24 protein-coding genes are annotated in these 22565 nt (G+C 68.9%); 22 read left to right on the forward strand and 2 right to left on the reverse strand.

What is annotated here, in order from left to right:
• Positions 1 to 47 precede the first annotated feature (47 nt).
• The 7 genes from rpsL to J5Y04_RS23345 all read left to right on the forward strand — a co-directional run bounded on the left by rpsL (position 48) and on the right by J5Y04_RS23345 (position 8347).
• Positions 48 to 419, forward strand: a complete 372-nt coding sequence (gene rpsL / locus J5Y04_RS23315) for a 30S ribosomal protein S12 (protein ID WP_014144289.1) — start codon at positions 48 to 50, stop codon at positions 417 to 419.
• A gap of 2 nt (positions 420 to 421) precedes the next feature.
• Positions 422 to 892, forward strand: a complete 471-nt coding sequence (rpsG, locus tag J5Y04_RS23320; protein WP_030055803.1) for a 30S ribosomal protein S7 — start codon at positions 422 to 424, stop codon at positions 890 to 892.
• Positions 893 to 931: 39 nt separating this feature from the next.
• Positions 932 to 3037: an elongation factor G gene (gene fusA, locus J5Y04_RS23325; protein ID WP_209414043.1), complete on the forward strand. Its 2106-nt coding sequence runs from the start codon at positions 932 to 934 to the stop codon at positions 3035 to 3037.
• A 233-nt stretch (positions 3038 to 3270) separates the two neighbouring features.
• Positions 3271 to 4464 carry an elongation factor Tu gene (tuf, locus tag J5Y04_RS23330; RefSeq protein ID WP_209414044.1) on the forward strand — a complete coding sequence of 398 codons (1194 nt, stop codon included), beginning with the start codon at positions 3271 to 3273 and terminating at the stop codon, positions 4462 to 4464.
• Positions 4465 to 4739: 275 nt separating this feature from the next.
• Entirely contained in the window at positions 4740 to 6740 is a 2001-nt protein-coding gene (locus tag J5Y04_RS23335; protein WP_209414046.1) for a hypothetical protein, read from the forward strand.
• 216 nt (positions 6741 to 6956) lie between these two features.
• Positions 6957 to 7916: a glycosyltransferase family 2 protein gene (locus tag J5Y04_RS23340; RefSeq protein WP_209414051.1), complete on the forward strand. Its 960-nt coding sequence runs from the start codon at positions 6957 to 6959 to the stop codon at positions 7914 to 7916.
• Positions 7913 to 8347 carry a GtrA family protein gene (locus J5Y04_RS23345; protein WP_209414053.1) on the forward strand — a complete coding sequence of 145 codons (435 nt, stop codon included), beginning with the start codon at positions 7913 to 7915 and terminating at the stop codon, positions 8345 to 8347. Before J5Y04_RS23340 ends, J5Y04_RS23345 begins: the two co-directional genes overlap by 4 nt.
• A gap of 87 nt (positions 8348 to 8434) precedes the next feature.
• Here the strand turns inward: J5Y04_RS23345 and rfbC are convergent, their stop codons facing one another.
• A complete protein-coding gene (gene rfbC / locus J5Y04_RS23350; protein WP_209414055.1) occupies positions 8435 to 9043 on the reverse strand; it encodes a dTDP-4-dehydrorhamnose 3,5-epimerase in 609 nt (202 codons plus the stop codon).
• Positions 9040 to 9915, reverse strand: coding sequence for a glucose-1-phosphate thymidylyltransferase RfbA (gene rfbA / locus J5Y04_RS23355; protein ID WP_209414057.1), 876 nt, complete (start codon positions 9913 to 9915; stop codon positions 9040 to 9042). Before rfbA ends, rfbC begins: the two co-directional genes overlap by 4 nt.
• A gap of 83 nt (positions 9916 to 9998) precedes the next feature.
• Between rfbA and rfbB the strand changes: the two genes are divergently transcribed.
• The 15 genes from rfbB to rpsC all read left to right on the forward strand — a co-directional run bounded on the left by rfbB (position 9999) and on the right by rpsC (position 22561).
• Positions 9999 to 10976: a dTDP-glucose 4,6-dehydratase gene (gene rfbB, locus J5Y04_RS23360; RefSeq protein WP_148644384.1), complete on the forward strand. Its 978-nt coding sequence runs from the start codon at positions 9999 to 10001 to the stop codon at positions 10974 to 10976.
• Positions 10973 to 11908, forward strand: a complete 936-nt coding sequence (rfbD, locus tag J5Y04_RS23365) for a dTDP-4-dehydrorhamnose reductase (RefSeq protein WP_374106083.1) — start codon at positions 10973 to 10975, stop codon at positions 11906 to 11908. Before rfbB ends, rfbD begins: the two co-directional genes overlap by 4 nt.
• Positions 11905 to 13242: a lipopolysaccharide biosynthesis protein gene (locus tag J5Y04_RS23370; RefSeq protein ID WP_194235799.1), complete on the forward strand. Its 1338-nt coding sequence runs from the start codon at positions 11905 to 11907 to the stop codon at positions 13240 to 13242. Before rfbD ends, J5Y04_RS23370 begins: the two co-directional genes overlap by 4 nt.
• Positions 13243 to 13310: 68 nt before the next feature.
• Positions 13311 to 14000 (forward strand): glycosyltransferase family 2 protein, encoded by a 690-nt coding sequence (locus tag J5Y04_RS23375; protein WP_209414059.1) that lies wholly within the window; start codon positions 13311 to 13313, stop codon positions 13998 to 14000.
• Positions 13997 to 14395 (forward strand): DUF2304 domain-containing protein, encoded by a 399-nt coding sequence (locus tag J5Y04_RS23380; protein WP_148644386.1) that lies wholly within the window; start codon positions 13997 to 13999, stop codon positions 14393 to 14395. Before J5Y04_RS23375 ends, J5Y04_RS23380 begins: the two co-directional genes overlap by 4 nt.
• A 5-nt stretch (positions 14396 to 14400) precedes the next feature.
• Positions 14401 to 15309, forward strand: coding sequence for a glycosyltransferase family 2 protein (locus J5Y04_RS23385; RefSeq protein WP_209414061.1), 909 nt, complete (start codon positions 14401 to 14403; stop codon positions 15307 to 15309).
• 583 nt (positions 15310 to 15892) lie between these two features.
• Positions 15893 to 17695: a hypothetical protein gene (locus J5Y04_RS23390; protein WP_209414063.1), complete on the forward strand. Its 1803-nt coding sequence runs from the start codon at positions 15893 to 15895 to the stop codon at positions 17693 to 17695.
• A 492-nt stretch (positions 17696 to 18187) separates the two neighbouring features.
• Positions 18188 to 18496, forward strand: a complete 309-nt coding sequence (rpsJ, locus tag J5Y04_RS23395) for a 30S ribosomal protein S10 (RefSeq protein WP_012785157.1) — start codon at positions 18188 to 18190, stop codon at positions 18494 to 18496.
• A gap of 14 nt (positions 18497 to 18510) precedes the next feature.
• On the forward strand, positions 18511 to 19158 hold the full coding sequence (gene rplC, locus J5Y04_RS23400; RefSeq protein ID WP_030263524.1) for a 50S ribosomal protein L3: 648 nt from the start codon (positions 18511 to 18513) through the stop codon (positions 19156 to 19158).
• A gap of 4 nt (positions 19159 to 19162) precedes the next feature.
• Positions 19163 to 19840 (forward strand): 50S ribosomal protein L4, encoded by a 678-nt coding sequence (rplD, locus tag J5Y04_RS23405; RefSeq protein ID WP_209414065.1) that lies wholly within the window; start codon positions 19163 to 19165, stop codon positions 19838 to 19840.
• Complete coding sequence (gene rplW, locus J5Y04_RS23410; protein WP_030280768.1) at positions 19840 to 20157, forward strand: 50S ribosomal protein L23; 318 nt, start codon at positions 19840 to 19842, stop codon at positions 20155 to 20157. The genes rplD and rplW overlap by 1 nt, the downstream gene beginning before the upstream one ends.
• A gap of 46 nt (positions 20158 to 20203) precedes the next feature.
• Positions 20204 to 21040 (forward strand): 50S ribosomal protein L2, encoded by an 837-nt coding sequence (rplB, locus tag J5Y04_RS23415; RefSeq protein ID WP_209414068.1) that lies wholly within the window; start codon positions 20204 to 20206, stop codon positions 21038 to 21040.
• 11 nt (positions 21041 to 21051) lie between these two features.
• A complete protein-coding gene (gene rpsS / locus J5Y04_RS23420) occupies positions 21052 to 21333 on the forward strand; it encodes a 30S ribosomal protein S19 (protein WP_035848164.1) in 282 nt (93 codons plus the stop codon).
• A 59-nt stretch (positions 21334 to 21392) separates the two neighbouring features.
• Positions 21393 to 21740 (forward strand): 50S ribosomal protein L22, encoded by a 348-nt coding sequence (gene rplV, locus J5Y04_RS23425; protein ID WP_030232471.1) that lies wholly within the window; start codon positions 21393 to 21395, stop codon positions 21738 to 21740.
• Positions 21740 to 22561: a 30S ribosomal protein S3 gene (rpsC, locus tag J5Y04_RS23430; protein WP_209414069.1), complete on the forward strand. Its 822-nt coding sequence runs from the start codon at positions 21740 to 21742 to the stop codon at positions 22559 to 22561. Before rplV ends, rpsC begins: the two co-directional genes overlap by 1 nt.
• Positions 22562 to 22565: the final 4 nt, after the last annotated feature.

Consider the following 22565-nt stretch of genomic DNA (forward strand, 5'->3'; position numbering starts at 1 on the left):
CGCAGGTTAGTTCCACCAAGCCTTGGCACACAGAAAACGGAGAAACGGTGCCTACGATCCAGCAGCTGGTCCGAAAGGGCCGGCAGGACAAGGTCGAGAAGAACAAGACTCCCGCGCTGAAGGGTTCCCCGCAGCGCCGTGGGGTCTGCACGCGTGTGTACACGACCACCCCGAAGAAGCCGAACTCGGCGCTTCGCAAGGTCGCCCGTGTGCGCCTCACCAGCGGGATCGAGGTCACCGCTTACATCCCGGGCGAGGGCCACAACCTGCAGGAGCACTCCATCGTGCTGGTCCGCGGTGGTCGTGTGAAGGACCTTCCTGGTGTCCGCTACAAGATCATCCGCGGTTCGCTTGACACCCAGGGTGTCAAGAACCGCAAGCAGGCCCGCAGCCGCTACGGCGCCAAGAAGGAGAAGTAAGAATGCCTCGTAAGGGCCCCGCCCCGAAGCGCCCGGTCATCATCGACCCGGTTTACGGCTCCCCGGTCGTCACCCAGCTGGTCAACAAGATCCTGCTGCACGGCAAGCGCTCCACCGCCGAGCGGATCGTCTACGGCGCCCTCGAGGGCGTCCGCGAGAAGACCGGCTCCGACCCCGTCGTGACGCTGAAGCGCGCGCTGGAGAACGTCAAGCCGGCCCTCGAGGTCAAGTCCCGCCGTGTCGGTGGCGCGACCTACCAGGTTCCGGTCGAGGTCCGTCCGGGCCGCGCCAGCACCCTGGCGCTGCGCTGGATGGTCGGTTACTCCCGCGCCCGTCGCGAGAAGACCATGACCGAGCGCCTCATGAACGAGATCCTCGACGCCAGCAACGGCCTGGGCGCTTCCGTGAAGCGTCGCGAGGACACCCACAAGATGGCCGAGTCCAACAAGGCCTTCGCGCACTACCGCTGGTAGTCCGAACCCCGTCACTAGACAGAGAGAGAACGAGCCACCATGGCTGCAACCTCCCTTGACCTCGCCAGGGTCCGCAACATCGGGATCATGGCGCACATCGACGCGGGCAAGACCACCACCACCGAGCGGATCCTGTTCTACACCGGTGTCTCGTACAAGATCGGTGAGGTCCACGATGGCGCTGCCACCATGGACTGGATGGAGCAGGAGCAGGAGCGCGGCATCACGATCACGTCGGCCGCGACGACCTGTCACTGGACGGTCGACGACGTCGACAACACCATCAACATCATCGACACCCCGGGTCACGTCGACTTCACCGTCGAGGTGGAGCGTTCGCTGCGCGTCCTCGACGGTGCCGTGACGGTGTTCGACGGTGTTGCCGGTGTCGAGCCCCAGTCCGAGACCGTGTGGCGGCAGGCTGACCGCTACGGCGTCCCGCGCATCTGCTTCATCAACAAGCTGGACCGCACGGGCGCCAACTTCTTCTTCTGCGTGCAGACCATCGTGGACCGCCTCGGCGCCACCCCGCTGGTCATGCAGCTCCCGATCGGTGCCGAGTCGGACTTCAAGGGCGTTGTCGACCTTGTCCGCATGAAGGCGCTGGTCTGGTCCGCCGAGGCCGCCAAGGGCGAGATGTACGACGTCGTCGACATCCCGGCCGACCTGCAGGAGCAGGCCGACGAGTACCGCGAGGCGCTCATCGACACGGTCTCGAACGTCAGCGACGAGATCATGGAGCTCGCCCTGGAGGGCGAGGAGATCCCGGTCGAGCTGCTGCAGGACGCGATCCGCAAGGGCACCCTGAACTCGGACTTCACCCCGATCTTCTGCGGTACCGCCTTCAAGAACAAGGGCGTTCAGCCCCTGCTCGACGCGGTCGTCAAGTACCTGCCGTCGCCGCTGGACATCGAGTCCATCGAGGGCACCAAGCCCGGCGACGACACGGTCAAGATCTCCCGCAAGGCCTCGGACGAGGAGCCGCTCGCCGCGCTCGCGTTCAAGATCATGTCGGACCCGCACCTCGGCAAGCTCACCTTCGTCCGGGTTTACTCGGGCCGCCTGGAGTCCGGCACCTCGGTGCTGAACGCCGTGAAGGGCAAGAAGGAGCGCATCGGCAAGATCTACCGCATGCACGCGAACAAGCGTGAGGAGATCGACTCGGTGGGCGCCGGCGACATCATCGCCGTCATGGGCCTGAAGCAGACCACCACCGGTGAGACGCTGTCCGACGAGAAGAACCCGGTCATCCTGGAGTCCATGGACTTCCCGGCCCCGGTCATCCGCGTCGCGATCGAGCCCAAGTCCAAGGGCGACCAGGAGAAGCTGGGTGTCGCCATCCAGCGTCTCGCGGAGGAGGACCCCTCCTTCCAGGTCAACACGGACGAGGAGACCGGCCAGACCATCATCGCGGGTATGGGCGAGCTGCACCTCGAGGTGCTGGTCGACCGTATGCGCCGTGAGTTCAAGGTCGAGGCCAACGTCGGCAAGCCGCAGGTCGCGTACCGCGAGACGATCCGCAAGGCCGTCGAGCGTATCGACTACACGCACAAGAAGCAGACCGGTGGCTCCGGCCAGTTCGCGAAGATCCAGATCGCGATCGAGCCGATCGAGTCCGGCGAGGGCTACGAGTTCGTGAACAAGGTCACCGGTGGCCGCGTTCCGAAGGAGTACATCCCCTCGGTCGACGCCGGTTGCCAGGAGGCCATGGAGTTCGGTGTCCTCGCCGGCTACCCGCTCCAGGGTGTCCGCGTGACGCTGCTCGACGGTGCCTCGCACGACGTCGACTCCTCCGAGCTCGCGTTCAAGATCGCCGGCTCGATGGCCTTCAAGGAAGGCGCCAAGAAGGCCGGTCCGGCCCTCCTGGAGCCGATGATGGCCGTCGAGGTCACCACGCCCGAGGACTACATGGGCGACGTGATCGGCGACATCAACTCTCGCCGTGGCCAGATCCGGTCCATGGACGAGCGTCACGGTGCCCGCGTGGTCTCCGCGCTGGTGCCGCTCTCCGAGATGTTCGGCTACGTCGGTGACCTGCGCAGCAAGACCTCCGGTCGCGCGAGCTACTCGATGCAGTTCGACTCGTACGCCGAGGTTCCGCGGAACGTGGCGGACGACATCATCGCCAAGGCCAAGGGCGAGTAAGGACCGGCTCCAGCCGGCCCCTTACCCGAGGCCGCAGTGGTCCCGACATTCGGGACGATTGCGAACCCTTAGGCTATTAGGAGGCGACCCGGGAGAATCCGGCCGGATTCTCCCGGGGGCCTCCGGCCCCCACCCGCGGGACGGCATGGGGTGCTGCGGCACCCCGTACCCAACCCGATCAAAGACCAACTGACGTCAGCACGGCGTACAGAACTGTCCTCAGGAGGACTGCAGTGGCGAAGGCGAAGTTCGAGCGGACGAAGCCCCACGTCAACATCGGCACCATCGGTCACATCGACCACGGTAAGACGACCCTTACCGCGGCCATCACCAAGGTGCTGCACGACGCGTACCCGGAGATCAACCCCTTCACGCCGTTCGACCAGATCGACAAGGCGCCGGAGGAGCGGCAGCGCGGTATCACCATCTCGATCGCGCACGTCGAGTACCAGACCGAGGCGCGTCACTACGCCCACGTTGACTGCCCGGGTCACGCGGACTACATCAAGAACATGATCACCGGTGCGGCCCAGATGGACGGTGCGATCCTCGTCGTCGCCGCCACCGACGGCCCGATGCCGCAGACCAAGGAGCACGTCCTCCTGGCCCGCCAGGTCGGCGTCCCCTACATCGTCGTCGCCCTGAACAAGGCCGACATGGTGGACGACGAGGAGATCCTGGAGCTCGTCGAGCTCGAGGTCCGTGAGCTCCTCTCCGAGTACGAGTTCCCGGGCGACGACCTGCCGGTCGTCCGCGTCTCCGCGCTGAAGGCGCTGGAGGGCGACAAGGAGTGGGGCGAGAAGCTCCTCGGCCTGATGCACGCGGTGGACGAGAACATCCCCACCCCGGCCCGCGCCGTGGACCAGCCGTTCCTGATGCCGATCGAGGACGTCTTCACGATCACCGGTCGTGGCACCGTCGTCACCGGTCGTATCGAGCGCGGCATCCTCAAGGTCAACGAGACCGTCGACATCATCGGCATCAAGGAAGCCAAGACCACCACCACGGTCACCGGCATCGAGATGTTCCGCAAGCTGCTCGACGAGGGCCAGGCCGGTGAGAACGTCGGTCTGCTCCTCCGTGGCATCAAGCGCGAGGACGTCGAGCGCGGCCAGGTCATCATCAAGCCGGGCTCGGTCACCCCGCACACCGAGTTCGAGGCCCAGTCCTACATCCTGTCGAAGGACGAGGGTGGCCGTCACACCCCGTTCTTCAACAACTACCGCCCGCAGTTCTACTTCCGTACCACGGACGTGACCGGCGTCGTGACCCTCCCCGAGGGCACCGAGATGGTCATGCCGGGCGACAACACCGCCATGACGGTCGTGCTGATCCAGCCGATCGCCATGGAGGAGGGCCTCAAGTTCGCCATCCGTGAGGGTGGCCGCACCGTGGGCGCCGGCCAGGTCACCAAGATCCTCAAGTAATTGACGATCTGACACTTGACCCCTGGTCAAGGAGGGCTTGGCGGAGATCGCATGATCTCCGCCAAGCCCTCTGTCTTTGGGCAAAAACCGCTTGCTCTATGATCGCTGGGTATTGCCGGAGTAAAGGTGGGCACCGTGCGTGCCCGAATAAGGGATGGGGTTTCAGGGTCTCGATGGAAAGACTCCGCACCATGGCGGCCACGCTCTCCTCTCCCGGGGAGCCGGAACCGGGCGGTGCGTCCGGGCCGGTGGAACCGGGCGGTGGGTCCGGGCCCGTGGAACCCCCCGCCGGCAAAACGCCCCGTAGTCTCCCCGTCCTCGTCGGCGCCCTCGCGGCCTCGTGGCTGCTGCCCGCCGCGCTGATCGCCACCGGCCTGGGCATCCTGGTGCTGCCGCTGCTGGTGGTGGCGGTCGCCTCCCTGATGCGGGTGGGCGGCGTGCTGCTCGACCGGCTGTTCGCGGCGGCCCTGACCGTCGCCGGCGGGGTGCTGGTCCTCGGCCTGGCGTTCTCGCTCTGGCCGTGGGGGCTGGCCCCGATCCCCACCTCGGGCGCGCTCCTCACCGTCGTGACGCTGACCGGCTGGCTGAGCCGCCGGGCGCCGCGGCTGCCGTTGCGGTTCCGGCCCTCCGACCTGCTGGTGCTCGGCACCACCTACGTTCTCTGGCACTACCTGCACAAGCCCCTGGTGGGCAAGGGGAAGGGCTGGCGGCTGGAGTTCCTCACCACCGCCGAGGACCGGCTGAACCACTTCTCGTACTTCGTCGGCATCGAGCACGTCGGCGGTTACAACTTCCTGCACCAGGAGGCCGCCAAGGCCTACATGATGTCGCCGGCCGAGGCGGTGTACCCGCAGGGTTCGCACTTCCTGCTGGCCTGGGTCGACTCGCTGGTCCGCTCGTCCTCGGACCTCGGGTCGACGCTCGACACCATGAACCGCTACCTGATCTACATCCTGGTCGCCTACGCCCTGCTGGGCACGGCCCTGGTGTGGGCTGCCCGCTGGATCGGCGGACCGCGACTGCGCGGCTGGCGCACCGCGGCGGTCTGCGGGACGGTCGCGGCGCTGATGTTCTCCAGCAACTACACCGACCTCGTCACGCACGGCTTCGACTCGACGATCATCGGCCTGCTGATGGTGGCCGTCCTGGTCGCCTTCCTGGTGCGGCCAGCCATGCGGACGCCCGAGTTCCTGCTGATCGCCGGGCTCGGCCTGATCACCGTCACCTACGTCTACAACCTCTTCGGTGCCGTCGCGGGAATCGCCGTCGTGGCGACGCTCGTCGCGCACCGCAGGAGGTTCCGCCGCAAGGCCTGGCTCCTCTACGGCCTGGCCGGCGTGGTCGCCCTGGGCCTGGCCGGACTGCCCAGCGTGGTCTCCGTGCTCTCCAAGCTCGACGTGGCCAGTACCTCCAACCTGGGCGGCCCGAGCGTCGGGGCGGACCGGACGATCCTCGTCGGCGGCCTCCTGCTGGCGCTGCTCGCCGCGGCCGCGCCGACCAACCGCCGGACCGGGACCGGCCAGGCCCACCTGGCCCTCGTCCTCGGCTCCGGTCTGGTCATCGCCGGCTTCGCCTGGTGGCAGATGCGCACGATCGGCCACGTGTCGTACTACTTCGAGAAGCTCGCGGGCACCGGTGTGGTGATCGCCCTGGTCTCGCTCGGTGCGGTCGGACCGCTGCTGCGGACGACGTCGCCGGCCCGGGTGGGCGTGCTGCAGCGCAGGGCGGGCGACGCCGTCCTCTCGGTGCTCTCGGTGGCGACCGCGCTCAGCCTCTTCGCCGGGGTCCAGTGGGGCATGGAGTCGTTCAAGGCCGCGCCCACGGCCTGGTACAACAACTCGCTGATGGCCTGGAGCCGCGGTGAGTCCTGGAGCGACATCGGCCCCCGCAACGGCGCCACGGTGATGGAGGACCTCGACGGCATCTCCGGCCCGATGATGGTCCTCTACTCCAACGACGACTACAAGAACCTCAAGTCGACGTGGATCGCCACCCTGCTGCGCAACCGCGGCGGCGACATGCTCCCGCTGTACGAGACCCACTGGGTGAACATCGGCGCCGCCGAGCGTCCGGCGGCGGAGTACGAGGCGGCCCTGGCCCACGTGAAGAAGGCCGCCGAGAAGCTGGGCGAGCCGATGACCGTCGTGGTCGCCGACCCGGCCACCGGCGACCGGATGCGCAAGGACCTCGCCGGTTCGACGCCGCGGATCACCGTGGTGGCCAAGCCCGGCAACAACTGGGTCCACTCGTGGCACCGCAGCTTCCCCGGGGACTGATCCACGGCCCGGGGGCACCGGGCCGATGACTGCGAGCGCGGGGCGCCGCCCGTCCGACGGGGGGTGCCCCGCCGCCGTGTCCGGCCGGTGCCGGCGGGCCCCGCAGCGGGCGCCGCGATGCGCTAATCCCCTGCTCATCGATCTCATAGGGGGCTCACGACCAACTGCTATTGTCGGCCGTAATCCAGCCCCCCCAGCGGAAAGCGGGACCAACTCATGTCGAGGGCACCGCAGTTGTCGGTCGTCATGCCGATCTACAACGAGCAGGAGGCGCTTCCGCTGACCGTCGAGCGGCTGCGGCCGATCCTGGACGGGCTCGGGGTCGACTACGAGGTCGTCGGCGTGGACGACGGCAGCACCGACGCCACCCCGGTGCTGATGCAGAAGATCCGGCAGGACTGGCCGGAGTTCCGGATCATCCGGTTCTCCCGCAACTCCGGGCACCAGGCCGCGCTCAAGGCCGGCCTCCACCGGGCGTTCGGCGACTACGTGGTGAGCATCGACGCGGACCTGCAGGACCCGCCGGAGAAGATCCCGGAGATGCTGGCGCTCGCCCGCGAGGAGAACCTCGACATCGTCTACGGGGTGCGCGGGGACCGCGGGACGGACAGCTCCTTCAAGCGGCGCACCGCCGGCGCCTACTACTGGCTGATGCGCAAGCTGGTCGGCAAGCGGATGCCCAACCAGGCCGGCGACTACCGGCTGCTCAGCCGGGCGGCGGTGGACGCGCTCAAGGCGCTGCCCGAACACCAGCCCGTCTACCGGCTGCTGGTGCCGTGGCTCGGCTTCCCCAGCGGCGAGGTGGTCTACGTCCGGGAGGAGCGGGTCGCCGGTGCCACCCACTACCCGCTGACCAAGATGGTGCGGCTGGCGCTCGACAGCATCACCAACTTCTCGGCCGCCCCGCTGCGGCTGGCCACCTGGCTCGGGATGCTGAGCTTCCTGGTCTGCATCTGCCTGGCGATCTACACCACCATCGCGTACGCGATGGGCTCGACGGTGCCCGGCTGGTCCTCGCTGTTCATCGGGATGCTCTTCATCGGCGCCGTCCAGCTCTGCTGCGTCGGCATGCTCGGCGAGTACGTCGGGCGGATCTACTCGGCCGTCCAGGCCCGTCCGGCGTACTTCGTCGGCTACGACTCGGCCGAGGACGAACGGGAGGGAAAGACCCGATGACCTTCACCGGCGAACCGGTCCGTCCGCCGGAGGAGGGCCGGAGCACCCGGCGCCAGCTGCCGTCCTTCCTGGTCATCGGTGTTCTGAGCACGGTCTTCTACCTGCTGCTGTTCGCGGGCGTCCGCCTCTTCACCGGTGCGCAGGCCGCCAACCTGGTCGCGCTCGCGGTGAGCGCGGTCGCCAACACCGCGGCCAACCGCCGCTTCACCTTCGGGGTCACCGGCAGCGAGGGCGCCCTGCGCGACCAACTCCAGGGCGCGGTGGCCTTCCTGATCGGTCTCGGGCTCAGCAGCGGCGCGCTCGCCCTGCTGGCCGTGCTGGTGCCGGACGCCTCCCGGCCGGTCGAGGTGGCCGGGCTGGTGGTGGCCAACGGACTCGCCACCGTCGCCAGGTTCCTGCTGCTGAAGGTCTGGGTCTTCCGCGGTCGCTGAGCCGGGCACGGCTCCGCCGTCAACGACCAAAACCCAAGGGCCCGGCCGCAGTTGATGCGGCCGGGCCCTTGTCTGCGGGAGTCCGGATCAGGCCTGGTAGGCCTTGCTCAGGCCCGCCGTGAACTCCTTGACGGCCTTGTACTCCGGCAGCAGCCCGCTCGCCAGCGCCTCGGCCAGCGACGGCGCCTGGGCGTCCTTGGCGGAGAGCTGCGGCGCCTCGGCCGGCCACTCGATGCCGAGCTCCGGGTCGAGCGGGTGCACCCCGTGCTCACCGGTCGGGTTGAACGTCTCGGAGCACAGGTAGCTGAGGGTCGCGTCGTCGCTGAGCGCGCAGAAGCCGTGGCCCAGGCCCTCGGAGATGTAGACGGCCTTGCGCTCGTCCTCGTCGAGGCGCACGCCCTCCCAGCGGCCGAAGGTCGGCGAGCCGACCCGCAGGTCCACGATGACGTCCAGCACCGCGCCGCGCACGCAGGTCACGTACTTGGCCTGGCCGGGCGGGACGTCGGCGAAGTGGATGCCGCGCACGACACCGCGGCTGGAGACCGAGAGGTTGGCCTGGGCCAGCCGCAGCGGGTGGCCGACCACCTCGGCCAGCTTGTCGAAGCGGAACCACTCGGTGAACAGGCCGCGCGGGTCGCCGTGCAGCTGGGGCGTGATCTCCCAGGCGCCCTCGATGGACAGCTCCTTGAACTTCACCGGGAGCCCTCCTCGTCCAGCAGCGCCACCAGGTACTGGCCGTAGCCGCTCTTGAGCAGCGGCTCGGCGAGCTCGCGCAGCTGCGCGTCGTCGATCAGGCCGGCCCGCCAGACCGCCTCCTCGATGCAGCCGATCTTGAAGCCCTGGCGCTCCTCGATGACCCGGACGAACTCCGAGGCCTGCACCATCGAGACGAACGTGCCGGTGTCCAGCCAGGCGGTGCCCCGGTCGAGGATCGTCACGTGGAGGTCGCCGGCCTGGAGGTAGGCCTCGTTGACGGCGGTGATCTCCAGCTCGCCACGGGCACTGGGCTTCAGACCGCGGGCGATCTCGACCACGCGGTTGTCGTAGAAGTACAGGCCGGGGACGGCGTACCGGGACTTGGGCTCGGTCGGCTTCTCCTCGATGGAGATGACCTGGCCGTCCTCGTCGAACTCCACCACGCCGTACGCGGTCGGGTCGGCGACCGGGTAGGCGAAGACCCGCCCGCCCTTGGCGTCGGTGTGCTCGGAGAGCCGGGTGCCCAGGCCGCTGCCGTGGAAGATGTTGTCGCCGAGGATCAGCGCGACGGGCTCGTCGCCGATGAAGTCCGCGCCCAGCACGAAGGCCTGGGCGATGCCCTCGGGGCGTTCCTGGACGGCGTACTCCAGGCGGAGGCCGAACTGGGAGCCGTCGCCCAGCAGGCGCTCGAACTGCTCCCTGTCGTTCGGGGTGGTGATGATCAGGATCTCGCTGATCCCCGCCATCACAAGGGTCGAGAGGGGGTAGTAGATCATCGGCTTGTCGAAGACCGGGAGGAGCTGCTTCGACACCGCCCGGGTCAGCGGCCAGAGCCGCGAGCCGGTGCCGCCGGCCAGAAGGATTCCACGCATGCGTGCACCTTATTCGAGTCCCGGGCGGCGGGTGAGGCCCGGGTCGGTGGGGGCGTCGGCGCGACGGTAGACTACGGCGCACTATGCGCATCCTCGTGACCGGCGGTGCCGGCTTCATCGGTTCTGAATTCGTCCGCCAGCTCCTGGGCGCCGACACCACTGACCAGATCACGGTCTTCGACAAGCTCACGTACTCGGGCGTCGAGGCCAACCTGGCGCCGGTGGCGGGCCACAGCGGCTACTCCTTCGTCCGGGGCGACATCTGCGACGTCGACGCCGTCGACCAGGTCATGCCCGGCCACGACGTCGTGGTCCACTTCGCGGCCGAGTCCCACGTGGACCGCTCCATCGCGGGCGCCGGCCCCTTCGTGCTGACCAACGTCGTCGGCACCCAGGTCCTGCTGGACGCGGCCCGCAAGCACGGCGTCGGCCGCTTCGTGCACATCTCCACCGACGAGGTGTACGGCTCGATCAACGAGGGCTCCTGGACGGAGGAGTGGCCGCTGGTGCCGAACTCCCCGTACTCGGCCTCCAAGGCCTCCTCGGACCTGCTGGCGCTGGCGTACCACCGCACGCACGGCATGGACGTCGTGGTGACCCGCTGCTCCAACAACTACGGGCACTACCAGTTCCCGGAGAAGGTCATCCCGCTGTTCACCACCAACCTGATCGACGGCAAGAAGGTGCCGCTGTACGGCGACGGCGGCAACGTCCGCGACTGGCTGCACGTCTCGGACCACTGCCGGGGCATCGAGCTGGTCATGCGCAACGGCCGCGCCGGTGAGGTCTACAACATCGGCGGCGGCACCGAGGCCACCAACAAGGAGCTCACCGGGCTGCTGCTGGAGGCCGCCGGGGCGGGCTGGGACATGGTCGACTACGTCGCCGACCGCAAGGGCCACGACCTGCGCTACTCGATCGACATCAGCAAGATCCGCGAGGAGCTCGGCTACGAGCCGCAGGTCCGCTTCGAGGACGGCCTCGCCGCGACGATCGCCTGGTACCGCGAGAACCGCGCCTGGTGGGAGCCGCTGAAGACGAAGGCGGCTCTGGAGAAGTGACCGCCAACGCCTCCGGGCAGGTCCGCTGGCTCGTCACCGGCGCGGCCGGGATGCTCGGGCAGGACCTGCTCGCGGTCCTGGCCGCCGACGGGTCCGCCGAGGTCACCGCCCTCGGCCGGGCCGACCTCGACATCACCGACGCGGCGGCCGTGCTGGCCGCCGTCGAGGGCCACGACGTCGTCGTCAACTGCGCGGCGTGGACCAACGTCGACGGCGCCGAGAGCGCCGAGGAGGCCGCCACCGCCGTCAACGGGACCGGCGTGCGCCACCTGGCCGCCGCCTGTGCCAAGACCGGTGCCCGGCTGCTGCAGGTGTCCACGGACTACGTGCTGCCCGGCGATGCCACCGAGCCGTACGCCGAGACCGCGCCCACCGGCCCGGTCAACGCCTACGGCCGCGGCAAGCTGGTGGGGGAGCAGGCCGTCGCCGAGCTCCTCCCGGAGCACGGCTACGTCGTGCGCACCGCCTGGCTGTACGGCGAGCACGGCAAGAACTTCGTCGCCACCATGCTCAGGCTCGCCACCCAGCGCGACACCCTCGACGTGGTGGAGGACCAGCAGGGCCAGCCGACCTGGTCGCTCGCCCTCGCCCGCCAGCTCGTCGCGCTCGGCCTGGCCGCGCTCGCCGGTCAGGCCCCGGCCGGGGTCTACCACGGCACCGGCGCCGGCCGGACCACCTGGTTCGGGCTGGCCCGCGAGACGTACCGGCTGAGCGGGCTGGACCCGGAGCGGATCCGCCCGACCACCTCCGCGGCCTTCGTCACCCCGGCCGTCCGGCCCGCGTTCAGCGTGCTGGGCCACGACCGCTGGGCGGCCGCCGGCCTGAGCCCGCTGCCCGACTGGCACGACCAGCTCGCGGAGGCGCTCGGCACTCCCGTCTTCACCGAACTGGCCATAGCGGCCCGGACGACCGAGAGCGACAGATCTCAGTGAAGAATCCGCTGACGAAGGTGGCCGCCGCGCTACCGCCGGGAACCCTGGCGGTGGCCGGCGGCACCGTCGTGCTCGGCGCCGCCTCGTACATCCACCTCGGTGTGGCGGGCCACAGCCTGTCGGTCGACGACATGGCGAACGTCTCGCTGCTCTGGACGATCGTGATGTCCGTCGGCATCGGCGTGTTCTTCCCGATCGAGCAGGAGCTCACCCGGATCGTCGCGGCCCGCGCCGCGCTCGGGCACGGCGCCACGCCGGTCCTGCGCCGGGCCACCCTGCTGACGGGGGCGATCCTCGGCACCGTCCTGCTGGCGCTGGGCGTCGGCTCCGGGAAGATCGCCGACGTGATGTTCCACGGCGACCGCTCGCTGGTGCTCGCGCTGGGCGGCGCGTTCGCCGGCATGGCCGTCTGCTACCTGACCCGCGGCGTGCTGGCCGGCCTCGGCCGGTTCGGCGCCTACGGCACCCAGCTGGGCGTCGACGGCGGCCTGCGGATCGGGCTCGCCTTCGCGTGCGGCGTCGCCGGTGTGCACTCCGCCCTCGCGTTCAGCCTGATCCTCGCCGTGGCGCCGATCGCCGCCACCCTGGTGACGCTGCCCGCGCTGCTGCGGGTGGTCCGGCCCGGGCCGCGGATCCCCTGGTCCGAGCTCTGCTCCGGGCTCGGCCTGCTGATCTGCTCGACCCTGCTCTCCCAGGTCGTGGTGAACGCGGCGGTGGTCAGCACCAAGCTGCTCGCCCCGTCGGACTCGGCCCTGATCGCGGCGCTGCTCAACGCGCTGGTGCTGGCCCGGGTCCCGCTCTTCGTCTTCGGCTCGCTCCAGGCCTCGCTGCTCAACGGGCTGTCCGCGGCGATCGCGGTCGGCGACCGCGCGGCCTTCAGCGGCATGCTCCGCCGGATCGGCGCCGTGGTCGGCCTGCTCGGCCTGCTCGGCGGGATCCCCGCGGTGGCCCTCGGCCCCTGGCTGATCCAGGTGCTGTTCGGCGCCAAGCCGGTGCTCGGGTGCCTCGACTTCTTCTGGATGTCCGCAGGGACCGTGGCGTACATGTTCGCGATGGTGCTCGGCCAGGCGCTGATGGTATTCAAGCGGCACAACCTCCAGCTGCTCTGCTGGGCGGCCGGAACCGTCGTCCTCGTCGGCGTCACGTTCATGCCGGGCGAGGTGTCCACCCGTGTGGTCCTGGCCTACGCGGCCGGGTCGGTGGCCACCGTGCTCGGTATGCTGGCGGCGCTCAGGCGCAGCTTCCCCGGTTCGACGGCGAACCAGGCCGGTCCCGCGCAGAGCGCGTCGGAGCAGGCACTGCCTACGCTGAGTGCCGGGGCGGTCGGCGAATGACCGCGCCGGCCCCCGATATACAGATTGCCGCGCACGAGCGCGGGCGAGACCCCGAACATGGAGCCCCCGTGTCCCAGTACGACGATGTGTGGCTGGTGATCCCGGCCTACAACGAAGGCCAGGTGATCGCTGACGTTGTGGAGGGAGCGCGCAAGACGTTCCCCAACATCGTCGTGGTCGATGACGGCAGCGCGGACGACTCCGCCAAGCACATCATGACCACCGGTGCGCACCTGGTGCGCCACCCGGTCAACCTCGGCCAGGGCGCGGCTCTGCAGACCGGCCTCGCCTACGCGCTCGCCCAGCCGGACGCCAAGTACTTCGCGACCTTCGACGCGGACGGCCAGCACCAGACCGCCGACGTCGAGAAGATGGTCGCCGTGCTCCGTGCGGGCGAGGCCGACGTGGTCCTCGGCTCGCGCTTCATCGAGCAGAACGGCCAGGTGCCGTGGATCAAGCGGGTGGTCCTGCGGACCGCCGCGACGGTCAGCCCCACCGCGCGCAAGCTCAAGCTCACCGACTCGCACAACGGCCTGCGGGTCCTCAACCGTGAGGCGGCCAGCCGGCTGCGGATCACCATGAACGGCATGGCCCACGCCTCGGAGATCGTCAGCTTCCTGGCCGGAGCCGACCTCCGGGTGGCGGAGCTCCCGGTCGACATCCTCTACACCGACTACTCACGCGCCAAGGGTCAGTCCCTGATCAACGGCGTCAACATCATCTTCGACATTTCGCTTCGGGAGCGTGGCCGCCGATGAACTACTTCTGGATCCAGCTGGTTCTGATCTTGGGCGCGGTCTCCCTTGCGTTCATGTTCATCCGGCGCTGGGACGCAGCGAACACCCGGGCCTGGAAGCGCATCGCCTTCTCCGTCTTCGTGATCGCGAACATCTACGCGATCCTGCGCCCCGGCGACGTGACCTGGGTGGCCCACAAGATGGGCGTCGGCCGCGGCACCGACCTGGTGCTGTACGTGATGGTCCTGGCCATGGGCTTCCTGACGCTGAACACCTTCCTGCGTTTCCGCTCGCTGGAGAAGAAGCTCACCGACCTCGCCCGGACCGTGGCGATCAACGAGGGCGCCCGCCTGAACGAGGAGCGGTTCGACCTGGACCTCCCGGTCTCGGCCCCGGTCAACAGCAGCGGAGTCTGACCGTCATGGCCACCTTCGAGTTCATGCTGCCGTACTACGGCGACGTGGCCCTGATGCAGGCCGCGGTACGCAGCATCCTGGGCCAGACCGACCCGGACCTGCGGCTGACCGTCGTCGACGACGGCAAGGAACCGGACGTCCCGGGCTGGTTCGCCGCGCTCGGCGACGACCGGGTGCGTTACCTGCGCAACGAGCAGAACCTCGGCATCACCAAGAACTTCCAGAAGTGCGTGGAGCTCTCCACGGCGGACCACGTGGTCATCATGGGCTGCGACGACCTGCTGCACCCGCACTACCTGGAGACCGTCCGGGCGATCCTCAAGGCCAACCCGGACCTGGGCATGGTGCAGCCGGGCGTCGAGGTGATCGACGGCGACGGCGTGGTCAGCTCCGGCCTGGCCGACAACGTCAAGGGCAAGCTGTACGCCCCGACCGTCAAGGGCCGGCGCCTGATGGGCGGCGAGGAGCTGGCGGCCAGCGTGCTGCGCGGCAACTGGCTGTACTTCCCGTCGATCTGCTGGCGGGGCGAGGCGCTGCGCGCGGTCAACTTCCGCGACGAGTACTCGGTGATCCAGGACCTGGCCCTGGTCGTCGACCTGCTGGAGCGCGGCGAGTCGATGATGGTGGACAACACCACCACCGTCTTCCAGTACCGCCGGCACGCGGTCAGCGAGTCCTCCGTGCAGGCCTTCTCCGGTACCCGCTTCACCGAGGCGGAGCGCTACTTCAACGCGGTGGCCGAGCGGATGGACGCCCGTGGCTGGCCCAAGGCGGCGCGTGCGGCCCGGGTCCGCAGCGCCTCGCGCTTCCACGCCATCACGATGCTCCCGGGCGCCCTGCGCCGGGGTCAGGGCGCGGGCGTGAAGGTACTGGCCCGGCACGCCTTCACCGGCGGCCAGCGCCACGAGGGCTGACCGCAGGCCCCTGCGAACGGTACGAAGAAGCCCGGCCGCGCTGCTCAGACAGGGGCCGGGCTTCTTCGTACCCCTTCCGCCGGTCGGCCGACAGCGTCAGGACGGTGGGCCGGACGGACTCGCGCAAAGCGGAGGAAAGCCCCGGAGGCCTTCCCGCGACGGGCGTTCTGCGCCCCGGTCACCGCCCGGAGGCCGCTTCGACCGCACTGGCCCGGGTCAGGGGCGCATGGCAGACTGCGCCAGTGATCCGGAGGGTCCGGAGGGATGGTGGCGGAGCGGCCACGAATCCGCCCCGGCCCCTCCCGCGGGTTGCACCGGACGGGGTCGTGCCCGCCGTCCGCCCCGCGCGCGGCGCGATATGACGGTCAACTGCATATGCTTTTTCTCGGCCGGTACGGTATACGTACTCGGAGTGCCCGTGCCGTCCGGACCGCGGGCCCGCCGCCCCGGGGTCGGAGCACCCGCTGCGCCGGTACCGGCCCCTGATGACCCGCCAGGCCTCCACCGGGCGGTAGTGTCCACGAGGGCCGACCTGCCCGGCACCGCTCAGCAGACGTCCGCAGTCCTACGGAAGTGAAGCGACATGACCGATCTGGCAACCGACCGGCCCAGCGGATCGGAGCTCTCCCCCGACGGGAGCGGCACGACCCGCTCCGACGGCTCGGCGGGCGGCTCGGCCGGTGCCCGGTGGACCGAGCGACGCTGGGTGCTGGTGACCGGTGAGGTCCTGGTCAGCGTGGTGGCGGCGCTCGGGTTCACCCTGCTCTGCCGGCACATCAGCGTGAACCCGCTGAACCGGATCGGACAGGTCAGCGGCCTCGCCAAGATCCAGCAGTACGCGGCGCTCATCGGCCTGCCGGTCCTGGCGGTGCTGGTCTACACCGCCTACCGGGGCGGACTGCGCCGCCACGGGCTGGTCCAGCGGCTGGTCTGCGCGGCCCTGGCGGGTCTCTCCACCGGTGTCATCGCCGGCGGCGTCGTGGTCGCCCTGCGCGGCACCCCCTGGCCGCTCGGCGGGCAGGAGGGCGACCCGAGCGTGCTGGTCGACATGGCCACGTCGATGATGCACGACAAGGGCCTGTCCGGCGTCTACCCGCCGCTCTTCCCGGCGGCCATCGCGCTCTGGTCGGAGATCCGCTACGGCGGGGTCGGCGGCGCCGGCTTCGCCCTGCACGACCTGCAGATCGTCTGCAGCGCCCTGGTCGGACCGATGAGCTACCTGGCCTGGCGGCTCATGCTGCGGCCGTTCTGGGCGCTGGCCATCGCCGTCCCGTCCGCGCTGGTGTTCCTGGACCCGATCCGCCCGTACAGCCACGTGACGATGATCGTCCTGCTGCCGCTGCTGGCGGCCTGCCTGCGCGAGCTGCGCCGGGCGGGGGAGCTGTCGACCCGGTCGCTGCTGCTGCGCGGCACGGGCTTCGGCGTCGTCTTCGGCGTGCTGTTCCTCTGGTACTCGGGCTGGTACCTGTGGTCGGCGCCGGGCGTGTTCCTGCTGACCCTCTTCGTCTTCCCGTGGCGGCGCGGTCGGCAGACCGTCCGCCGGGGCCTGCTGTTCCTGGCCGCGACCGTGGTGACCGCCGGGGCGATCGGCTCCCCGCTGCTCTACCAGATCGTGAAGCTCGGCGCCGACACCCCGGACCGGTACGCCTACATCGTCAACTACGTCGACCCGGCGTACGTGCTCGGCTGGATGTCGGACCGCAACGGCCAGCTGACCTACCACAACTGGCCGCAGGCCGGTGAGCTGGCCGGCCAGACCGGCTTCGGGATCATGCTCATCGTGGCGGTCGGCATCGGCGTGGGCCTGGGCCTGCGCAACATGGTGGTCCGGGTGGCGGCGGCGGTGCTGGCCGGAGCCTGGCTGCTGCGCTTCTGGTTCGCCTCGCACATGGCGCACTCCCAGACGATCCAGCTGTACCCGCGGACCACCTGGATCATCATGTACTGCCTGCTGATCCTCGCCGTGGTGGGGCTGATGGTCAGCCTGGAGCGCGGTGCCGGCTGGCTGGAGCGGACCCTGCGCTCCAGTGGTCGCACCGCCGACGGGCCGGCCATCCCGCGCCGGGTCACCCGGCAGCTGGCCGCCGGCCTGATCTGTGCGATGGCCCTGTTCGCGACCATGGGTGCCTCCTGGTCGGTGGACCGCTACATGCCGCAGGCGGAGTCCACCAACACCATGGGCCTGGACGCCTGGCGGGCCCACACGATCAAGAAGAAGGACGGCACCTGCCCGAAGTTCTCCCCGGTGGCGAAGTGCGCGGACATCATCACCAAGGACTGGAAGCCCGACACGGACAAGGGCTTCATCTGGTGCGCCAACGTGAGCACCGAGGACTGGCCCGCGGTCTGCGGCCGCCAGGCCCCCTGGCTGAAGGAACAGAAGTAACGGCGGGTGCCCGTGCGACCGGGGCCGGTGGGGGAGACCCCACCGGCCCCGATTGGCTTTCCGGCTGCTCCATGTGGCAGTATGTCCAAGTTGCTCGGTTGAGTGCCGATGCTGCGCGCCTCCCGCCGGGAGGACCGGAAGCGAGTCCCAAGTACTCGTCGTTCCCGTGATGGCCGTTCATGTGTTCACGTGAAGTATGTGAATGCAGTGGTGTGAAATCGACACCGCGGCAGCTGCGGGGCGGACGTACGGGAATCTTCCGGGAAGCGTGGGCGGGGCCTCGACCCGGCGCCTGGTGGGTGCAAGACCTCACCGATCCCGTGGGAAATCCGCAGGAGGGAAACCTCGTGCCGGATTTTTTGCAAGCGGTAGGGCGACACGCCCGACCGCGGGGGTCGGAGGTAACCACCCAGGGGTGCCACCGGACACAGTCCACCTGGATGAATCCGGCCGCAGAAGCAGCAAGACGACACAAAGGACTACTGAGTAGCCATGGCGGGACAGAAGATCCGCATCCGGCTCAAGGCCTACGACCACGAGGTGATTGACTCCTCGGCGAAGAAGATCGTCGAGACCGTCATTCGCACTGGTGCGCAGGTCGCGGGCCCGGTGCCGCTGCCCACTGAGAAGAACGTGTACTGCGTCATCCGCTCGCCGCACAAGTACAAGGACTCGCGCGAGCACTTCGAGATGCGCACTCACAAGCGTCTGATCGACATCCTCGACCCCACGCCGAAGACGGTTGACTCGCTCATGCGTCTCGACCTGCCGGCTGGTGTCGACATCGAGATCAAGCTCTGAGAGGCACACCGAAGATGGCTAAGCAGATTAAGGGCATCCTGGGCGAGAAGCTCGGCATGACCCAGGTCTGGGACGAGAACAACCGGATCGTTCCGGTGACCGTCGTCAAGGCCGGGCCGAATGTCGTGACCCAGGTCCACACCGCCGACAGCCCGGCCGGCTACGACGCCGTCCAGATCGGCTTCGGCGAGATCGACCCCCGCAAGGTGAACAAGCCCCTCGCGGGCCACTTCGCCAAGGCCGGTGTCACCCCGCGCCGCCACCTGGTCGAGCTCCGTACCTCGGACGCGTCCGAGTACACCCTGGGCCAGGAGATCACCGCCGAGCTGTTCGAGGCGGGTGTCAAGGTCGACGTGACCGGCACCTCCAAGGGCAAGGGCTTCGCCGGTGTCATGAAGCGTCACAACTTCAAGGGTCTCGGCGCCGGTCACGGCACCCAGCGCAAGCACCGTTCGCCCGGTTCCATCGGTGGCTGCGCCACCCCTGGCCGCGTGTTCAAGGGCCTGCGCATGGCCGGTCGGATGGGTCACGAGCGTGTGACCACCCAGAACCTGACCGTGCACGCGGTCGACGCGGAGAAGGGCCTGCTGCTCATCAAGGGCGCCGTCCCGGGCCCGAACGGCGGCCTCGTCCTCGTCCGCACCGCGGCGAAGGGGCTGTGAGGAAATGAGCACCATTGACATCCTGTCGCCGGCTGGCGACAAGACCGGCAGCGTCGAGCTGCCGGCCGAGATCTTCGACGCGAAGGTCAGCGTTCCGCTGATGCACCAGGTCGTCGTGGCGCAGCTCGCTGCGGCCCGTCAGGGCACCCACAAGACCAAGACCCGTGGCGAGGTCCGCGGCGGCGGCAAGAAGCCGTACCGCCAGAAGGGCACCGGCCGCGCCCGTCAGGGCTCGACCCGTGCGCCGCAGTTCGCCGGCGGTGGCGTCGTGCACGGTCCCGTGCCGCGCGACTACTCGCAGCGGACCCCGAAGAAGATGATCGCCGCCGCCCTGCGCGGTGCGCTCACCGACCGGGCCCGCCACAACCGCATCCACGTCATCACCGACGTGACCGCGACCGAGGCGCCGTCGACCAAGGCCGCCAAGGGCCTGTTCGGCAAGATCACCGACCGCAAGAACGTCCTCCTGGTCGTCGAGCGCTCGGACGAGCTGGGCCTCAAGTCCGCTCGCAACCTGCCGAACGTGCACATCCTGGACGCCGGTCAGCTGAACACCTACGACGTGCTCGTCTCCGACGATGTGGTCTTCACCCAGGCCGCCTTCGAGCGTTTCGTGGCCGGTCCGGCCGCTTCCGCCAAGGCCGTTGCCGCTGAGGGCGAGCTCGAAGGGAGCGCCGCCTGATGAGCGACGTTACGAGCAAGACGTTCACGGACCCCCGTGACGTCCTGGTGAAGCCGGTCATCTCCGAGAAGAGCTACAGCCTTCTCGACGAGAACAAGTACACGTTCATCGTGTCGCCGGGCGCCAACAAGACCCAGATCAAGCAGGCCGTCGAGGCGGTCTTCTCGGTCAAGGTCGAGGCTGTCAACACGATCAACCGTCAGGGCAAGCGCAAGCGCTCCAAGACGGGCTTTGGCAAGCGCAAGGACACCAAGCGCGCCATCGTGACGCTGGCCGAGGGCAACCGCATCGACATCTTCGGTGGTCCGGTCTCCTGAACAAGGAGATCGTGATCGTCGATTAGGACGAGGACGAGAGAGCCAAATGGGCATCCGCAAGTACAAGCCGACTACGCCGGGCCGTCGTGGCTCCAGCGTGGCCGACTTCGTAGAAATCACGCGGTCCACGCCGGAGAAGTCGCTGGTTCGCCCCCTGCACAGCAAGGGCGGCCGTAACAACGCCGGTCGTGTCACCGCTCGCCACCAGGGTGGCGGTCACAAGCGCGCCTACCGCGTGATCGACTTCCGTCGTCACGACAAGGACGGCGTGCCGGCCAAGGTCGCGCACATCGAGTACGACCCGAACCGCACCGCGCGCATCGCGCTCCTGCACTACGCGGACGGCGAGAAGCGCTACATCATCGCGCCGCGTGGCATCACGCAGGGTGACCGGATCGAGAACGGCCCCGCGGCCGACATCAAGCCGGGCAACAACCTGCCGCTGCGCAACATCCCGGTCGGTACCACCATCCACGCGGTGGAGCTGCGTCCCGGTGGCGGTGCCAAGCTGGCCCGCTCCGCCGGCTCCGGCATCCAGCTGCTGGCGCGTGAGGGCAAGATGGCGCACCTGCGCATGCCCTCGGGTGAGATCCGCCTGGTGGACGCGCGCTGCCGCGCCACCGTCGGCGAGGTCGGCAACGCCGAGCAGTCGAACATCAACTGGGGCAAGGCCGGCCGTATGCGCTGGAAGGGCGTCCGCCCGACCGTGCGTGGTGTCGCCATGAACCCGATCGACCACCCGCACGGTGGTGGTGAGGGTAAGACCTCCGGTGGTCGCCACCCGGTCTCGCCGTGGGGTAAGCCCGAGGGCCGTACCCGTCGCCCGAACAAGGCGTCGGACAAGCTCATCGTGCGCCGCCGCAAGACCAACAAGAAGCGCTAGGAGCAGGTCAGATGCCGCGCAGTCTTAAGAAGGGCCCCTTCATCGACGGCCACCTCATCAAGAAGGTGGACGCTCAGAACGAAGCCGGTACCCAGAACGTCATCAAGACCTGGTCCCGTCGTTCCGTGATCAGCCCGAGCATGCTCGGTCACACGATCGCGGTTCACGATGGCCGCAAGCACGTCCCGGTGTTCGTCACCGAGTCGATGGTCGGCCACAAGCTCGGCGAGTTCGCTCCGACCCGCACGTTCCGCGGTCACGTCAAGGACGACCGCAAGTCGAAGCGTCGCTAAGTCGCCTGAGCTTTAAGCGCCAGAACGACTCAATGACTTACTCCATTAAGGGGACAACCATGGAAGCCAGGGCCCAGGCGCGGTACATCCGCGTCACGCCCATGAAGGCCCGCCGCGTGGTGGACCTCATCCGTGGCCTGAACGCCACGGAGGCCCAGGCCGTCCTGCGTTTCGCTCCGCAGGCCGCCACCGTGCCGGTCGGCAAGGTGCTCGACAGCGCCATTGCCAACGCCGCGCACAACTACAACCACTCCAACGTGGACGACCTCTACATCTCTGAGGCGTACGTTGACGAGGGTCCGACCCTGAAGCGGTTCCGTCCGCGTGCCCAGGGCCGTGCCTACCGGATCCGCAAGCGGACCAGCCACATCACCGTGGTCGTCAGCAGCAAGGAAGGGACCCGGTAATGGGCCAGAAGGTTAACCCGCACGGGTTCCGCCTCGGCATCAGCACGGACTTCAAGTCCCGCTGGTACGCCGACAAGCTGTACAAGGACTACGTCAAGGAAGACGTTGCCATTCGTCGCATGATGACGAAGGGCATGGAGCGCGCCGGCATCTCCAAGGTCGAGATCGAGCGCACCCGCGACCGCGTCCGCGTCGACATCCACACCGCCCGCCCCGGCATCGTCATCGGCCGCCGTGGCACCGAGGCCGACCGCATCCGCGGCGACCTCGAGAAGCTGACCGGCAAGCAGGTCCAGCTGAACATCCTCGAGGTCAAGAACCCCGAGCTGGACGCCCAGCTCGTGGCTCAGGGCGTCGCGGAGCAGCTGTCCTCCCGCGTCTCCTTCCGTCGTGCCATGCGCAAGTCGATGCAGGGCACCATGAAGTCCGGCGCCAAGGGCATCAAGGTCCAGTGCTCCGGTCGTCTCGGCGGCGCCGAGATGAGCCGTTCGGAGTTCTACCGCGAGGGCCGTGTGCCGCTGCACACCCTGCGCGCGAACGTCGACTACGGCTTCTTCGAGGCCAAGACGACCTTCGGCCGCATCGGCGTGAAGGTCTGGATCTACAAGGGCGACGTCAAGAACATCGCCGAGGTCCGCGCTGAGAACGCCGCTGCCCGCTCGGGCAACCGCCCGGCCCGTCCCGAGGGTGGTCGTCCCGCCCGCGGTGGCGAGCGCCGTGGTGGCGAGCGCGGTGGCCGTGGCCGTCGTCCCGCCGCCGAGGCCCCCGCGGCCCCGGTGACCGAGGCTCCGGCTGCTGAGAACACCGGAACGGAGGCCTGACCCC

The organism is Kitasatospora sp. RG8 (genome assembly GCF_017813315.1).
In the GTDB taxonomy this organism is placed as follows: domain Bacteria; phylum Actinomycetota; class Actinomycetes; order Streptomycetales; family Streptomycetaceae; genus Kitasatospora.

Bases quoted from the DNA above. Each gene is read 5' to 3' on its own strand.
- rpsG (WP_030055803.1), top strand. From the start codon at position 422: ATGCCTCGTAAGGGCCCCGCCCCGAAGCGCCCGGTCATCATCGACCCG.
- fusA (WP_209414043.1), top strand. From the start codon at position 932: ATGGCTGCAACCTCCCTTGACCTCGCCAGGGTCCGCAACATCGGGATC.
- J5Y04_RS23340 (WP_209414051.1), top strand. From the start codon at position 6,957: ATGTCGAGGGCACCGCAGTTGTCGGTCGTCATGCCGATCTACAACGAG.
- J5Y04_RS23345 (WP_209414053.1), top strand. From the start codon at position 7,913: ATGACCTTCACCGGCGAACCGGTCCGTCCGCCGGAGGAGGGCCGGAGC.
- rfbA (WP_209414057.1), bottom strand. From the start codon at position 9,915: ATGCGTGGAATCCTTCTGGCCGGCGGCACCGGCTCGCGGCTCTGGCCG.
- rfbB (WP_148644384.1), top strand. From the start codon at position 9,999: ATGCGCATCCTCGTGACCGGCGGTGCCGGCTTCATCGGTTCTGAATTC.
- J5Y04_RS23380 (WP_148644386.1), top strand. From the start codon at position 13,997: ATGAACTACTTCTGGATCCAGCTGGTTCTGATCTTGGGCGCGGTCTCC.
- J5Y04_RS23385 (WP_209414061.1), top strand. From the start codon at position 14,401: ATGGCCACCTTCGAGTTCATGCTGCCGTACTACGGCGACGTGGCCCTG.
- J5Y04_RS23390 (WP_209414063.1), top strand. From the start codon at position 15,893: ATGACCGATCTGGCAACCGACCGGCCCAGCGGATCGGAGCTCTCCCCC.
- rpsJ (WP_012785157.1), top strand. From the start codon at position 18,188: ATGGCGGGACAGAAGATCCGCATCCGGCTCAAGGCCTACGACCACGAG.
- rplC (WP_030263524.1), top strand. From the start codon at position 18,511: ATGGCTAAGCAGATTAAGGGCATCCTGGGCGAGAAGCTCGGCATGACC.
- rplD (WP_209414065.1), top strand. From the start codon at position 19,163: ATGAGCACCATTGACATCCTGTCGCCGGCTGGCGACAAGACCGGCAGC.
- rplW (WP_030280768.1), top strand. From the start codon at position 19,840: ATGAGCGACGTTACGAGCAAGACGTTCACGGACCCCCGTGACGTCCTG.
- rplB (WP_209414068.1), top strand. From the start codon at position 20,204: ATGGGCATCCGCAAGTACAAGCCGACTACGCCGGGCCGTCGTGGCTCC.
- rpsS (WP_035848164.1), top strand. From the start codon at position 21,052: ATGCCGCGCAGTCTTAAGAAGGGCCCCTTCATCGACGGCCACCTCATC.
- rplV (WP_030232471.1), top strand. From the start codon at position 21,393: ATGGAAGCCAGGGCCCAGGCGCGGTACATCCGCGTCACGCCCATGAAG.
- rpsC (WP_209414069.1), top strand. From the start codon at position 21,740: ATGGGCCAGAAGGTTAACCCGCACGGGTTCCGCCTCGGCATCAGCACG.